Annotated in this window: 11 protein-coding genes and 1 tRNA gene; 4 read left to right on the plus strand and 8 right to left on the minus strand. The window is 67.0% G+C overall.

Annotated elements, in window-relative coordinates; genetic code table 11:
- Positions 1–50: 50 nt before the first annotated feature.
- A complete protein-coding gene (locus AB7F11_RS07400) occupies positions 51–494 on the plus strand; it encodes a twin-arginine translocation signal domain-containing protein (protein WP_428288022.1) in 444 nt (147 codons plus the stop codon).
- A 4-nt stretch (positions 495–498) separates the two neighbouring features.
- On the opposite strand, the gene AB7F11_RS07405 is transcribed toward AB7F11_RS07400, so the two are convergent.
- Positions 499–930: a VOC family protein gene (locus AB7F11_RS07405; protein ID WP_428288023.1), complete on the minus strand. Its 432-nt coding sequence runs from the start codon at positions 928–930 to the stop codon at positions 499–501.
- 155 nt (positions 931–1,085) lie between these two features.
- Here AB7F11_RS07405 and AB7F11_RS07410 point away from each other — a divergent pair, with 155 nt between their 5' ends.
- On the plus strand, positions 1,086–2,339 hold the full coding sequence (locus AB7F11_RS07410) for a nucleoside recognition domain-containing protein (protein WP_428288024.1): 1,254 nt from the start codon (positions 1,086–1,088) through the stop codon (positions 2,337–2,339).
- 11 nt (positions 2,340–2,350) lie between these two features.
- On the opposite strand, the gene AB7F11_RS07415 is transcribed toward AB7F11_RS07410, so the two are convergent.
- A tRNA-Arg gene (locus AB7F11_RS07415) sits at positions 2,351–2,425 on the minus strand.
- Entirely contained in the window at positions 2,416–3,387 is a 972-nt protein-coding gene (locus AB7F11_RS07420; RefSeq protein ID WP_428288025.1) for a LysR family transcriptional regulator, read from the minus strand. Before AB7F11_RS07420 ends, AB7F11_RS07415 begins: the two co-directional genes overlap by 10 nt.
- 127 nt (positions 3,388–3,514) lie before the next feature.
- On the opposite strand from AB7F11_RS07420, the gene AB7F11_RS07425 reads away from it, so the two are divergent.
- On the plus strand, positions 3,515–4,147 hold the full coding sequence (locus AB7F11_RS07425; RefSeq protein WP_428288026.1) for an FMN-dependent NADH-azoreductase: 633 nt from the start codon (positions 3,515–3,517) through the stop codon (positions 4,145–4,147).
- Positions 4,148–4,150: 3 nt separating this feature from the next.
- On the opposite strand, the gene AB7F11_RS07430 is transcribed toward AB7F11_RS07425, so the two are convergent.
- From AB7F11_RS07430 to AB7F11_RS07450, 5 genes are read right to left on the minus strand one after another with little or no spacing between them, the layout of a single operon-like run.
- Positions 4,151–8,293, minus strand: coding sequence for a translocation/assembly module TamB domain-containing protein (locus AB7F11_RS07430; protein ID WP_428288027.1), 4,143 nt, complete (start codon positions 8,291–8,293; stop codon positions 4,151–4,153).
- 7 nt (positions 8,294–8,300) lie between these two features.
- Positions 8,301–10,316, minus strand: a complete 2,016-nt coding sequence (locus AB7F11_RS07435; protein WP_428288028.1) for an autotransporter assembly complex protein TamA — start codon at positions 10,314–10,316, stop codon at positions 8,301–8,303.
- 7 nt (positions 10,317–10,323) lie between these two features.
- Positions 10,324–11,511, minus strand: coding sequence for a vWA domain-containing protein (locus AB7F11_RS07440; protein WP_428288029.1), 1,188 nt, complete (start codon positions 11,509–11,511; stop codon positions 10,324–10,326).
- A gap of 25 nt (positions 11,512–11,536) precedes the next feature.
- Entirely contained in the window at positions 11,537–12,139 is a 603-nt protein-coding gene (locus AB7F11_RS07445) for a GNAT family N-acetyltransferase (protein WP_428288030.1), read from the minus strand.
- Complete coding sequence (locus AB7F11_RS07450) at positions 12,136–12,978, minus strand: AAA family ATPase (protein ID WP_428288031.1); 843 nt, start codon at positions 12,976–12,978, stop codon at positions 12,136–12,138. Before AB7F11_RS07450 ends, AB7F11_RS07445 begins: the two co-directional genes overlap by 4 nt.
- 101 nt (positions 12,979–13,079) lie before the next feature.
- On the opposite strand from AB7F11_RS07450, the gene AB7F11_RS07455 reads away from it, so the two are divergent.
- Positions 13,080–13,748: a c-type cytochrome gene (locus AB7F11_RS07455; RefSeq protein WP_428288032.1), complete on the plus strand. Its 669-nt coding sequence runs from the start codon at positions 13,080–13,082 to the stop codon at positions 13,746–13,748.
- Position 13,749: the final 1 nt, after the last annotated feature.

The raw sequence follows: 13,749 nt of genomic DNA on the forward strand, positions 1-13,749 counted from the left end.
GGGTGTTGCGTTCGCTTGTATCTGGCGGGGCACGCTGATGTAATGCGGCGATGACACCTGTTTCCACCGAAGCACGCCGCCAGTTTCTTTCGCGGGCCGCCGTCACCGGCATCGGGGCCGTGCTGGCCGGCTGCGCGATCCGGGTACCGTTGCCAGGGCAGGCGCCGGCCAGCGCGGCCTACCGCCGCGAAGCCGCCACCCATCTGTATCGCAAGTATCCCGATCGCATCCACCGGGGAAAACTGCCGGCCATGCTCTACGCCATTGGCGTGCTTGAAGTGGAGGTGCAGCCAGGAGGCCGCGTGGGTGCCACGCGCTGGCTGCGCGGCCCGAGCCATGCGCCCGAGGTGATGGCCGAGATCGAGCGCCTCGTGCGGGCGGCCGCACCGTTTCCCTCGCCCGGCGGGTTTGGGCGGGTGCAGTATGTGGACACCTGGCTGTGGGATCGCAGCGGCCGATTCCAGCTCGACACGCTGACCGAAGGGCAGCTCTGAATGCTCAACCCGCAGGCATCTGCCTGGGCCCGCCATTCACGCCCCATGGCGTGCCGAAGCGGTCGGTGACCATGCCGAAGGTGTCGGCCCAGAAGGTCTCGCCCAGCGGCATGCCGACCTTGCCGCCCTCGGCCAGGGCGTTGAACACGCGGGTGGCCTCGGCCACGGTCGGGTAGGTGATGGCCATCATGCAGCCCTGGATGCCCTGGAACGGCACGCCGGGCGGCGCGTCGCCGGCCATGATGGCGAAGTCGGGATGCACCAGGTAAGCATGCATGATGCGGTCGGCCTGGCCGGCGGGAACTGGCTCGCCACCGGGCATCTCGCCGTAGGTGATCAGTGCCTCGAGCCTGGCGCCCAGCACCTTGGCGTAAAACTTCATTGCTTCGGCGCAGTTGCCGTCGTAGGACAGGTAGGCAGAGAGCTGGATGGACATGGACATCTCCTGAGAAATGAAAAAAGGGGGGCGGGCACCGGTGTGCCCGTTGCTATGTCGGCATCGGTACGACGAAGCTTGCGCCCGCTTTTCGACAGGGCGCTCAGGCCATGCGACCAATGGTCGGCCTGTCTCAGCGGCTACCATCGCAACCCATGGCGTTGAACTGGGTCTGGATCGGATTCTTCACCGTGGCGTTTGCCACCGCCGTGGTGCGCTGGCTGCTCGGCGAACATGGCATCCTGCAGGCGCTGATGACGGCGATGTTCGACGGCGCGCGATCGGGATTTGAAATCTCGCTCGGCCTGGCCGGCATCATGGCGCTCTGGCTGGGGCTCATGCGCGTGGGCGAGCGCGCCGGCATGATCGAGTTGCTCGCGCGGCTCGCTGGCCCGCTGCTGCGGCGCCTGTTCCCCGAGGTGCCACAGGGCCACCCCGCGCAGGGTGCGATGACCATGAACATGTCGGCCAACCTGCTGGGCCTGGACAATGCCGCCACGCCGCTCGGCCTCAAGGCCATGCGCGAATTGCAGACGCTCAACACCGAACCGCCCGGCACGGCCAGCCACGCGCAGATCATGTTCGTGGTGATGAACACGGCTGGCCTCACACTGATTCCCACCTCGGTGATCGCGATCCGCCAGAGCATCGCGCTCAAGCAGGGACTGGGCGCCAGCTTCAATGCGGCCGACATCTTCCTGCCGACGCTGCTGGTCACCTTCACTGCGCTGCTGGCCGGTGTGCTGGCCGTGGCGGTTTGCCAGCGCCTGCCGCTGTGGCGCGCGCGATTTCTGCTGCCGGTGCTGGCGGTGGGAGGGCTGCTGGCGGCTGCGGTGACGGCGCTTTCCCAACTGCCCGCCGAGCAGGCGGCGCGCGTGGCCGGTACCACCGGTGCCGCCGTGATCCTCGGCGTGGTGATGCTTTTCGTGCTGGCCGGCGCCTGGCGCCGCATCAACGTGTACGACGCCTTCATCGAAGGCGCCAGAGAGGGCTTTGGCGTGGCCATCCAGATCGTGCCCTACCTCATCGCCATCCTGATCGCCATCGGCGTCTTCCGCGCCGCTGGCTGCATGGATTTTCTGCTTTCGGGCATAGGCGCGGCCGTGGCGGCGCTGGGCTGGAACACCGACTTCCTGCCGGCGCTGCCGGTCGGGCTGATGAAAATCCTGTCTGGCGCGGGCGCGCGCGGCCTGATGATCGACGTGATGCAGACGCACGGCGTGGACTCGTTTGCCGGGCGCCTGGCCGCCATCGTGCAGGGTTCGACCGAGACCACCTTCTACGTGCTCGCGGTGTACTTCGGCAGCGTGGGCATTCAGCACGCACGCTATGCCCTGGCCTGCGCGCTGTTTGCCGACGCGGTCGGCCTGGCGGCGGCGATCGGAGTCGGCTACGCGATGCTGCGTTGATTCAGGAGAGCTGGTACCACCAACAGGAATCGAACCTGTATCTAGCGCTTAGGAGGCGCTCGTTCTATCCATTGAACTATGGCGGCGGAAAAGAGCCCGAATTGTACGGGGGTCGCTCCGGTCGCAAGGCCGATGGCAGGCGCAACAGGTTGCCGCACACCGGCACGTATTCGCCGAGAAAGTCGAGGAAACTGCGCACCGCCGGTGACAGTCCCCGCCGCGAAGGAAACACCGCGTGCACCACGCCCACCGGGCGGGTCCATTCGGGCAACAGGCGCACCAGCCGGCCATCGCGCAGTTCGTCCTCGCACATGTAGTCGGGCAACGAGCACATGCCGGTGCCGCCGAGCGCGGCGAGCTTGAGCGTGAGCAGGTCGTCGGCCACGAGGCGTGGGCGCTGTTGCAGCACCGCCTCGACGCCTTGTGTGCTGGTGAGCGTGATGCTGGCCACTCCGTCTGTGGCCGACATCGCCACGCTGTCGAGCCGGCTCGCCTCCTCCACCGTGACGGGCGTTCCCTGGCGCGCGAGCAGCGCGGGGCTGGCCACCAGCACGGACCGCGCTTCGTCCAGCCGCTTGATGACCAGGCTGCCGCTTTGCTCCAGCGTGAGGCGCACGCGAAGGGCCACATCCACGCCTTCTTCCACCAGATCCACCACGCGGTTGTTCACTTCCATGTCCACTTGCACATGCGGGTGGCGTTCGAGATAGATCGGCAACACGTCGCCCAGCACCGTCTGGGCCAGTGTGACGGGACAGACCACGCGAATCGTGCCGCGTGGCTCGGTCTGCACCTCGGCCACGGCGTCGGCGGCGGCCTGAGCCGATTCGCGCAGGGCCAGGCAGTGGCGCAGGTAGGTTTCGCCGATGGCGGTGAGCGAGAGCTTGCGGGTGGTGCGTTGCAGCAGGCGCACGCCCAGCTGCGCTTCGAGCTCGGCCACACGACGCGAAAGCCGCGACTTGGGCACACCCAGCGCACGGCCGGCCGCTGCGAAGCCGCCACGCTCCACCACCTCGGCAAAAAAGAGCATGTCGTTGAGGTCTTGCATGGTCGGGCTCCTGATTGTTCCATCAATAGAACGATGAGGTCTGATTTTGCCGTCTTATCAATGAATCGACTCGAAATCACAATCTATCCATGGCCACGGACGTGGCTTTCAACCTCAGGAGCCCTCCATGAAACTGCTGCACATTGATTCCTCCATCACCGGCGACCAGTCGGTTTCCCGTGAACTCACCGCCCGCACCGTGGCCGCCTGGGTGGCCACCCATCCCGGCACGCAGGTGGAGCGCCTGGATCTGGCCACCGCCGTGGTGCCCCACCTGAGCGCCGATGCGCTGGGTTTTCGTACCGGCCAGGCTGCCGCCACGGACGCACAGCGTCGCGAGAACGCACTTTCCGAGGTGCTGGTGAGCCAGTTCCTGGCGGCTGACGTGGTGGTGATCGGTGCGCCGCTCTACAACTTCACCATCCCGACCCAGCTCAAGGCCTGGATCGACCGCGTGGCGCAGGCCGGGCGGACCTTCACCTACACCGACAAAGGCGCCGTGGGCCTGGCTGGTGGCAAGACGGTGATCGTGGCCCTGACCCGTGGCGGCGTGTATTCCACCAGCGAAGGTGGCCGCGCCATGGAGCACCAGGAAACCTACCTGCAGACCGTGCTGGGTTTTTTCGGCATCACCGATGTTCGCTTCGTGCGCGCCGAGGGCGTGGCGATGGGGGCCGAACCGAGGGCGAAGGCACTGGCCGAAGCCGCAGGTGAGATTCAAGCCCGAGTGAACGAAGGCGCGGTGGCTGAAGCGGCCTGAGCTTCAGTCGTACTGGTGGGTGAATATGAGGTCGATGGCGTTCTCTTCCCCGGCGCGCGCGCGCACAGTCACTCGGCGTGAGAGGTCGTAGAACATCGACACCGTGCCCATCGCGCCGGCCAGGCTGCTCTCGTAGCTGAGGTAGAGACGGCTCGATAGCCGCTTGCCCAGGGTGACCGCTGCCGATGCGGTGGTGCCGTCGGCGTTGGTCGAACTGCCGGCAAAGGACAGCTCGTCGAGCCCCAGCGCGTTGGCCAGGCCGCCATCGAGCCGGCCGCCGCTGCGCGACAGCAGCGCCAGCGCCGCTTGCTGCAGCACGGCGGCTTCCGCGCCCGCACCGCTGGCCGGACGGCCCAGCACCAGCCAGGCGAGCTTTTCGCTGTCGGGCAACTCGGGGTCGGAGAACAGGCGCACGCGCGGCACCTGTGCCGTGCCGCTGATGATCACGCCCACGCGCTGCGTGGTGTTGGGGCGCACGGCGGTGATGTCCAGCGTGGGGTTGTCGTAGGGGCCGGTGAAGCGCAGCACGCCGGTTTCGATGCTCAGCGCCTGGCCGTAGGCGCGGTAGGTGCCGCGCACCGTGCGCACCTCGCCCAGCACGCGCGGCGTGGGCTGCGTGGGCGTGCTGCGCAGGTTGATCTGGCCGGTCAGGCGCGTCTGCAGTCCCTGGCCGCGCACTTCGAAGTTGTTGCCCAGGTCCAGGTCCACCAGCACATCGGGCTGCACGCGAAACGCATTCGGGTCCTCCAGTGGAATCTCGGTGCCGCGCACCACCACGTCGTCGCCGAGAGAGGGCGTGGTTTCGTCGGGCAGCACAAACAGGGCTTCGTCGGCGGTGAGCTGGCCGCGCAGTTTCAGCGCCGGGCCGGCGAGTTCGGCCTGCAATTGGCCGGACAGCGTGAGCCGGCGATCGGCCCGCGTGGACACGCGCAGTTTCGTGGCCGTGGCCTGAAGGCTGATGTAGGGCTGGCGGCGTTCCACGCCGTCCACCATGGCGTTGCGCCACTCGGTGGTGCCGCTGGCCAGCAGCGTGCCGCCGTTCTCCACGCCGCCGCGTCCCTGCAGGTAGAAGCGCTGAATGGTGATGCGCTCCCCCGCCAGCGTGGCGCGCAACTGTCCGCGCGAGAACGAAATGCCGTTGACCAGCGAACGCAAGGCCAGGTCATCGGCGTTGAGCTGGCCGTTGAGCAGGGGCGCCGCACGCGTGCCAGCCACGGCAAGGTCGGCCGAGAGCGATCCGCGCACACGCCAGCCCGGCGGCGCCAGGGCTGACCACACCCCCACCTGCGGCAGACTGGCCTGAATGGAGCCGCGCAAGGGCGCTTGTTCAGACCAGTGCCAGGCGGGCTGGTCTGCGTTGGGTGGGCTCAGCGCGGTGCCGAGTTCGGCAGTGGCCTGGCCCAGGCGCTCGCTGTCCCAGCGCAGGCGGGCCTGCACGTTGTTGCCCTGGGTGTCGACGTTCAGGCGCGCCTCGCGGATGCCGGTTTGCAGGCGCTGGATCGAAGTGGTGTTTTCGTCGAAGGCGCCGTCGGTCTGCACCGACAGATCGCCGCTGCGCCGTTGCAACTGCGCCGACAGGCGCGGCGGTGTGCTCGCATCGGCGGGCAGAAACAGGTCCCAGGAGCCGTCGAACACCACGTCGCCACCCAGGCCGGCCTGGCTCAGCGGGCCGTAGCGCGCGCCCTCTGCGGTGGCAAGCGCATCCACCCACGACAGTGGCAGACCGGTGAGCTGGCCGCGCGTGTCCAGCGCGCCGGCCTTCCAGGTGAGCCGGTCCCAGGTGAGCGTCATGGGGCTGGTGGCGCCGGGTGTGGTGGCCGCCGCCGCCGCGGCCATGGTGTTGCCGGGCGCGGCTGGCGGTGACGCAGAGCGGCGGTTGAACGAAGGTTGCAGCTGCAGCCGGCCGGGGTCGACCTGCAAGCTCGGCGCACCGCTTCGCAACCCTTGCCATTGAACGCCCAGTGCGGTCGCACTCTCCAGCGTCCATTCCACTGTGCGGTCGGTGCGGGCGCTGTCAGTGGCCTGCAGCCGCAGGCGGGCGAGGTCAAGGCGGCCGGTGTCGATGTCGGGCTGGCGCGCGTTGCCCAGCTGCAGCGAGCCTTGGGTGTCCAGCGCAGCGCGCCAGGGGCCCAGCTCGGCGCGGCCGGCCAGCGCCAGGGCCAGGCGATCGGGTGTGCCGCTGACTTGCAGCTTGAGCGCGCTCAGTTCCACCACCTGGTTCCGGTTCGGACTCGCCAGGGCGCCGTTGGGCGCCTCGCGCGAAACGCGCAGACTTGGCGCCTGCAGGCTGGCCGTCAGGCGCGGGACCTCGGCGGGGGCTGCGGCGCCTGCGGCGGGCACAGGGTAGCCGAACATTCCCAGGCCACCTTGCCAGGTGGCGCGCAGGCGCGCGCTGCCCTCCGCCGACAGGCCCGGCTGCTTGTCCAGCGCGGCGCGGATCGGCGGGCCCACCACCGGCAGCGTCTGCAGGCTGCGCACCCAGGCCAGCACGCGGCTGGCATCGGTGAGTTGCAGTTCCAGTTCGCCTCCGCCCTGTGCGTGGGCCGCCCGGCCCTTCCAGTTGGCCTGCGCCCCCGGCCACTGGAGCGCAAACTGGCCGTCGAAACTGCGCGCCTGCGTGTCGTAGCTGCCACGACCTTCGAGCGTGGCGTCGGCCGCGCTCAGGCGGGCTTCACGCAGTTCGAGCATGCCCTGCGCAGCGTCCTGGGTCGAGGGGCGCCACAGGCCCTGCAGGTCCAGCTCGCGCAGGCGCAGGCTGGACAGTGAGCTGGCCCTGGGTTGTGTGCCCGATGGCCGCACGCGGGCAACCAGCTCGATGGCGGCGCGAGGGGTGTTGGCATCCACCGTGCGCCCGGTGAACTGGCCGTCCAGCGCGGCCGGCGCCACAGCGCTCCAGATGTGGGCGGGATTGATGCGGCTGGCCTTGAACTCGCCCTGCCATTGGCCCAGGGGCGACGGCTGCGAGCCACTCCCGGGCTCCCACCAGCCCTCGCCCTGGAGCTTGCCGCCGCCCAGTTGCGCGTCGATGCGTGAGAGCGCCCATCGGGCGCCGCGCTGATCCAGCTCGGCGTCCAGCCGGTCCAGCGGCAGGCGCTGCTGGTCGGCAGGGCCGCTGGCGGCGTTGGTCAGCCGCACTTCGGCGCGCCAGGCATCGCCTTCGGGCCTGGCCAAGACCGTGCCGTTGAGCAGCGTGGCCGGTGCCTGCGGCCAGAGTGCCGCCAGATCAAGGCGGTTCATGGTGGCGTCGGCCGACTCGATCGGCTGCGGCAACCAGGGCCGCAGCCGGGCCCTGGCGTCAAGTGTGGTGGCGTCGGCACCGGCTGCGCCGCCGGTGGTGCGCAGGCTGGCGGTGGCGTCGAGTGCGGCGTCCACCGTGGCCAGCGTGCCGGTGATCCGGGCCACCGCATTCAACACGACGCGCTCGCCGCCGCCGGGCACGGTGGTCTGCACCTCACCCTGCGCCTCCACGCGCAGCGGCATCGGAGCCTGTGCGCCCATCACCGCCTGCAACTGGTAGCGCCCGCCCGCCACCTGCAGGTTGTCCAGATGGATCTGGTGGGCGTCGGCCACGCCCAGGCTCCACGCGCTGTCGGCCGGACGGTAGCGGTACTCGCCCTTGAGATGGCTGAGCGTGAGCGGGCGATCGCCCTCGATCACCAGTTCGCCAATGGACCAGGGCAGGGTGACGGGCAGGGGCAGCGTGACGGGTTGCAGCGGCTCGGGTGGACCTGGAGGGCCGGGCGGGCGCTGGTCCTCGATCTGCAGGCGAACGATGTCAAGTTGCGACAGGCGCACGCCACGGCCGAGCAGGGCGTCGGCCCAGAACCATCCGCTCAGGCCGATGCGCGTTTCGGTGGCCAGCACTTCCAGGCCATCCCGCGCCCAGGTCAGGCGCGCGATCCGGCCACCGCGCAGCAGGCTGCCTTCGACCTCGGTCACCTCGATGGTGCCCGCTTTGATGCCCTGACTGGCCATGACCGCCTGGCACCAGCGAATGGACTGCGCCAGTGAGCCCGGCGATGCCGCCCAGAGACCGAAGCCCACCAGGAGCAGCAGCACCAGCGCGGCCAGCGAGCCGAACACCCAGCGCACCACGCGGCCAACGCGCGAAGGCGGCGGGGCGATGGTGTCGGGCGATGCACTCATGCGCGGGTCAGAACGTGAAACCCACGTTCAGGTGGATGCGGAACCGCTTGGTCTCCAGGCCATAAGCCAGGTCCAGTTGCAAGGGACCCACCGGGCTGTTGAAGCGGATGCCGGTGCCCACGCCCCACACCGGGTCGAGATCACCGGCCTTGTTCGCGATCGCACCGCCGTCGATGAACACCACGTTTTCCCAGTTGGATCGGTTGTCGCTATTGAAAATGGGGCGCTGCCATTCCAGGCTTACCACCGCCTTGTACCGGCCCGGACCGATCGTGCCGTCAGGGCGGCGCACGCCGATGTCGCGCAGGCCGTAGCCGCGCACGGTGTTGTCGCCGCCGGTGATGAAGAGCTGCGTGTCCGGAATGGGTGCGGCGTCGCGTGCGATCACCGCACCGCCTTCGACGCGCAGCGCCAGACGGCCCAGCTGGGTGCGCCGCGATGCGGTGCCTACTTCGCGCGCCCGGCCGGGCTCCGGCGTGGCCACAGGTGCGAGCGCACCGAGCGGCCAGTACGTGAGCCAGCGGGCCTGGGTGCGACCAAACGGCAGGCGGGTGGTGCCCAGCGTGTAGCCCGCGCCCAGTTCCACCGCCAGGCCGTAGCCGCTCTGGGGAAAGATCAGGTCGTCGAAGCGCCGGCGCGTCCAGGCGTAGTTGGCCGTGATCGACGAATCGGCAACTTCCGTGGCCGCATTGCGCGCCGCATCGTTGACCACGCGGGCACGGTCGTATTGAAGGTAGTAGCTGCGGTCGTACTCCACGCCGAGTTGCGTCTGGCCCACGCGCATGCGCTGGCTGCTGGTGGTGGTGGTGTTGTAGAGCTGTTTGGCCAGTTGCGCACCAACGATCTTGCGCCAGCCATCACCGTCTGGCGGGGAGCTCAGCTCGGTACTGGCGAGCTGGTCGATGCGCTCGAGCTGCAGCTTGCTCAAGGCACGCCAGCCGATGCCTGGCACGCTGTTGTGTGTGTGTTCCAGCGACAGGCGGGCGCCGTTGTCGGTGCTGCCGCCCACACCGATCACCACCTTCTGCTTCTTGCTCTCGCGCAATTGCACCATCACCGGCAGCGTCTGGCCATCCAGGGTGGGCTCAACGTACACGAACACCGAGTCGTAGTAACCGCTCTCTGCGATGCGGCGCTGCGCATCCTGCAGCCTGGCCAGGTCGTAGTCGCTCCCCGGGGTGAGGCCTGAGAGCCGCACCAGGCGCTCTGCCGTGACGGCGTCGTAGCGCTCGGCGCCTTGCACCACCACGTCGCCGATGCGCATGGCAGGTCCCGAGTCGAGTTCGATGTAGAGATGGGCCACGCGCTGGTTGTTGTCGATATCGGCCAGGCTGTTCTGGATGCGGCCGCTGGGGTAGCGCTCTGCGATCAGGCGACGCAGTGCGGCCGTCTTGGTGCGATCCCAGTCGGCTTGCGAGAACGGCAGGCCCTCGCTGAGTGCGGCCTCGCGCTGGATATCTGCGCGCTGCTGCGCGGCTTCGGGCGAAGTGGCGATATCGCCCACGAAGGAGACGTTGACGCTGGTGATCTGCGTCACCGGTCCGGGCTCCACACGGATCGCCACCGTGCCCAGCGGGGCGGCGGCCGTCTGACCGTTCTGCACGGCCGCTGTCTCGCTCAGCCCCGGAGGTGCGGTCACCTCGATCTCTGGCGTGAAATGCCCCAGCGTGGCCAGCAGTTCGCGCAGGTTCGCGGGGGCCTGCACCAGCAGCCGGCCAAGTTCGTTGGCGTCCAGGTTGCGCTGCTCGCGAAAGCGCTGCAGTTCCATGTGGCGCAGCAGGAACTCGCGGATGGCCTCGGGCGCCTGGACCTCGATCTCGAAGCGCGGACCTGCTGCAGGTCGCGGTGTGCGTTCGCGTCGCACCGCGTTCGTTTCGGGCTCGGTTTCGCCCGCGTCGTCGGACGCAGCTTCGGCGGGTGTGACCGCCGGTGTTTGCGCCACGGCCACGATCGGCAGCAGAAAGACCCCGCAAAGCAGGAGGAACCAGACCCGGCAAACCCGGCCTGGAAAGGACAATTTCATTCGGCGGTTATTTCGAGAGCAAACGCATCGTGTCCTCCAGCCCCTTCAAGGTCAGCGGGTACATGCGCTGGCCCACGAGTTGCTGAATCACGCTGATGCTCTGTCGATACTGCCACACGCCCTGGGGTTCCGGATTGATCCACGCAAACTTGGGAAAAGCGTGGGTGAGGCGCTGCAGCCACTCGGCGCCAGCCTCTTCATTGTTGTATTCCACGCTGCCGCCAGGTTGCAAAATTTCGTACGGGCTCATCGTGGCATCGCCGACAAAGATGAGCTTGTAGTCCTTGTTGTATTTGCGGATGATGTCCCAGGTCGGGAACTTCTCCGCATAGCGGCGGCGGTTGTTCTTCCACATGAAGTCGTAGACGCAATTGTGGAAGTAGTAGAACTCCAGGTGCTTGAATTCGCTCTTGACGGCCGAGAACAGCTCCTCCACGCGCTGGATGTGTTCGTCCATGGTGCCACCCACGTCCATGAGCAGCAGCACCTTCACGTTGTTGTGCCGCTCCGGGATCATCTTGATGTCCAGGTAACCGGCGTTGGCGGCAGTGGCGCGGATGGTGTCGGGCAGGTCGAGCTCGAAGTCATTGCCCTCGCGCGCGAACTTGCGCAGCCGGCGCAAGGCCACCTTGATGTTGCGCGTGCCGAGTTCCTGCGTGTCGTCGTAGTCGCGGTAGGAGCGTTGCTCCCACACCTTCACGCCACTCTTGCCACCCCCTTTGCCGCCAATTCGAACGCCCTGTGGATTCACGCCCCCGTTGCCGAAGGGCGAGGTGCCGCCGGTGCCGATCCACTTGCTGCCGCCCTCATGGCGTTCCTTCTGCTCTTCCAGACGCTTTCGCAGCGTTTCCATGAGCTCATCCCAGTCCATCCTGGGCGCGTTGGCCTTCTGTTCTTCGGAAAGGATGCGTTCCATTTCCTGGCGCAACCAGTCGGCCGGAATCGGCTTGGTGAAGTCCGCGATCATCTCCACGCCCTTGAAATAGGCGGCGAAGGCGCGGTCGAACTTGTCGTAGTGCTTCTCGTCCTTCACCAGCGCGGTGCGCGCCAGGAAGTAGAAATCGTCCATGGAACACGCCTCCGGATTGCGCGGCCCGACCACGTCGGCCTGCAGCGCCTCCAGCAGCATCAGGTATTCCTTGACCGAGACCGGCAGCTTGGCCGAACGGAGGGTGTAGAAGAAGTCGATCAGCATGGTGCGATCTCCTGGAAGCGGTCGGTCAGCCCCGGGGCTTGTTGAGCAGCCAGCGCAGGTGGGCCTTCACCGTGGGCCACTCGCTGGCGATGATGCTGAAAACCACGGTGTCGCGCAGCGTGCCGTTGGGGCTGATCTGGTGGTTGCGCAGAACGCCGTCCTGCTTGGCGCCCAGGCGGGCGATGGCCTCACGGCTGTCGAAATTGAACCAGTGGGTGCGGAACTCCACGGCGATGCAGTCCAGAGCTTCGAAGGCGTGCTTGAGCAGGATCAGCTTGGCCTCGGTGTTCAGGCCGCTGCGCTGCACGCTGCGGCTGTACCAGGTGTGGCCGATCTCCAGGCGGCGGTTCTTCGAGTCCACATTGAAATAGCGCGTGGAGCCGACGATCTTTCCATCTGCCTTGCGGCGCACCACGAAGGGCATGGCGCCCAGCTCCTCGCGCATGCGCATGGCGGCGTCCATGTAGCCGATCACCGCGTCCGGCGTGGCCACGCTGGTGTACCAGAGATTCCAGAGCTCGCCATCCCTGGCCGCTTCCAGCAACTCGTCGGCGTGCCGGCGCTCCATGGGCTCCAGAACCACCCAGTTGCGCCCGGTCAGGATGACGGGTTCGATGAAACGGCTCATCGGTTTCTCTGGTTCATGAACACGAGTTTTTCGAACAGGGTGGTGTCCTGCTCGTTTTTGAGCAGCGCGCCCACCAGCGGCGGCACGCTGACCTTGCTGTCGGCGCTTTGCAACGCTTCGAGCGGAATGTCTTCTGCCATCAGCAGCTTGAGCCAGTCGAGCAGCTCGGAAGTGCTGGGTTTCTTCTTGAGACCGGGCAGGTTGCGCACGTCGTAGAAGGTCTTCATGGCCGCGGCCAGCAGTTCCTTCTTGAGCTTGGGGAAATGCACGTCCACGATGCGCTGCATGGTTTCGGCGTCGGGGAACTTGATGTAGTGGAAGAAGCAGCGGCGCAGGAAAGCGTCGGGCAGTTCCTTCTCGTTGTTGGAGGTGATGAACACCAGCGGGCGATGTTTTGCGCGGATCAGCTCATGCGTCTCGTAGCAGTAGAACTCCATGCGGTCGAGTTCGCGAAGCAGGTCGTTGGGGAACTCGATGTCGGCCTTGTCGATCTCGTCGATCAGCAGGGCCACCGGCTGGTCCGCCGTGAAAGCCTGCCAGAGCACGCCCTTGACGATGTAGTTGTGAATGTCCTTGACGCGCTCATCGCCCAGTTGCGAATCGCGCAACCGGCTCACGGCGTCGTATTCGTACAGGCCCTGTTGCGCCTTGGTGGTGCTCTTGATGTGCCATTGCAGCAGTGGCAGCCCCAGCGATTGCGCCACTTCCTCGGCCAGCATGGTCTTGCCGGTGCCCGGTTCACCCTTGACCAGCAGCGGGCGTTGCAGGGTGATGGCAGCGTTCACCGCCAGCATCAGGTCCTGGGTGGCGACGTAGTTCTCGGAGCCTTTGAATTTCATGAGGAGCTTCGTGCAAGGGTTGGGGGTAGGGTGGCGTTCGACCAGTCTATATAATCGGCGGTTGATTTTTCCTCGGCCGTCCCTTTCATTGTGCTTGCAAAATGATCCAAACGTTGTCCACGATCGCCCGTACCCTTGTCGCCGCTGCGACGTTTTCTGCGGTCGCCATCTCCGCCCAGGCCCAGGGCGTGACGGGTGACGTGCAGGCCGGGCAGAAAAAGGCCGAGATGTGCATTGGTTGCCATGGCATCCAGGGCTACCAGAACAGCTTCCCCGAAATCCACAAGGTGCCCAAGATTTCCGGCCAGTCCGGCGCCTACATCGTCTCCGCGCTCAACGCCTACAAAAAGGGCGATCGCAAGCACCCCACCATGCGGGGCATTGCCGCCTCCCTCAGCGAGCAGGACATGGCCGACCTGTCCGCTTTCTACGCCTCGCACGCCGACACGATCGCCCCCGAGGCGCCCAGGTCGGCCAGCACCGCAGCCGCTGCCCTGGTGGAAAAAGGCGCCTGTGCGTCCTGCCACGGTGCCAACTTCAGCAAGCCCATCGACCCCAGCTACCCCAAGATCGGCGGCCAGCACGCCGACTACCTGTTCTTCGCGCTCAAGGCCTACACGGTCGAAGGCAACAACGTGATCGGCCGCTCCAACGGCATCATGGCCGGCATCGCCAAGCAATTCACGCCCGCCGAGATGCGTGAAATTGCCAAGTACCTGTCCACGGTGGAAGGCGAGCTCAAGGTCGTGCCGCAATCGCGTTTCCGCTGAA

The sequence above is a fragment of the Hydrogenophaga sp. genome (assembly GCF_050250835.1).
Taxonomy (GTDB): Bacteria; Pseudomonadota; Gammaproteobacteria; order Burkholderiales; family Burkholderiaceae_C; genus Hydrogenophaga.

Excerpts from the sequence above, each read along its gene's own strand:
- AB7F11_RS07400 (WP_428288022.1), top strand. The coding sequence starts at position 51 with ATGACACCTGTTTCCACCGAAGCACGCCGCCAGTTTCTTTCGCGGGCC.
- AB7F11_RS07405 (WP_428288023.1), bottom strand. The coding sequence starts at position 930 with ATGTCCATCCAGCTCTCTGCCTACCTGTCCTACGACGGCAACTGCGCC.
- AB7F11_RS07410 (WP_428288024.1), top strand. The coding sequence starts at position 1,086 with ATGGCGTTGAACTGGGTCTGGATCGGATTCTTCACCGTGGCGTTTGCC.
- AB7F11_RS07420 (WP_428288025.1), bottom strand. The coding sequence starts at position 3,387 with ATGCAAGACCTCAACGACATGCTCTTTTTTGCCGAGGTGGTGGAGCGT.
- AB7F11_RS07425 (WP_428288026.1), top strand. The coding sequence starts at position 3,515 with ATGAAACTGCTGCACATTGATTCCTCCATCACCGGCGACCAGTCGGTT.
- AB7F11_RS07430 (WP_428288027.1), bottom strand. The coding sequence starts at position 8,293 with ATGAGTGCATCGCCCGACACCATCGCCCCGCCGCCTTCGCGCGTTGGC.
- AB7F11_RS07435 (WP_428288028.1), bottom strand. The coding sequence starts at position 10,316 with ATGAAATTGTCCTTTCCAGGCCGGGTTTGCCGGGTCTGGTTCCTCCTG.
- AB7F11_RS07440 (WP_428288029.1), bottom strand. The coding sequence starts at position 11,511 with ATGCTGATCGACTTCTTCTACACCCTCCGTTCGGCCAAGCTGCCGGTC.
- AB7F11_RS07445 (WP_428288030.1), bottom strand. The coding sequence starts at position 12,139 with ATGAGCCGTTTCATCGAACCCGTCATCCTGACCGGGCGCAACTGGGTG.
- AB7F11_RS07450 (WP_428288031.1), bottom strand. The coding sequence starts at position 12,978 with ATGAAATTCAAAGGCTCCGAGAACTACGTCGCCACCCAGGACCTGATG.
- AB7F11_RS07455 (WP_428288032.1), top strand. The coding sequence starts at position 13,080 with ATGATCCAAACGTTGTCCACGATCGCCCGTACCCTTGTCGCCGCTGCG.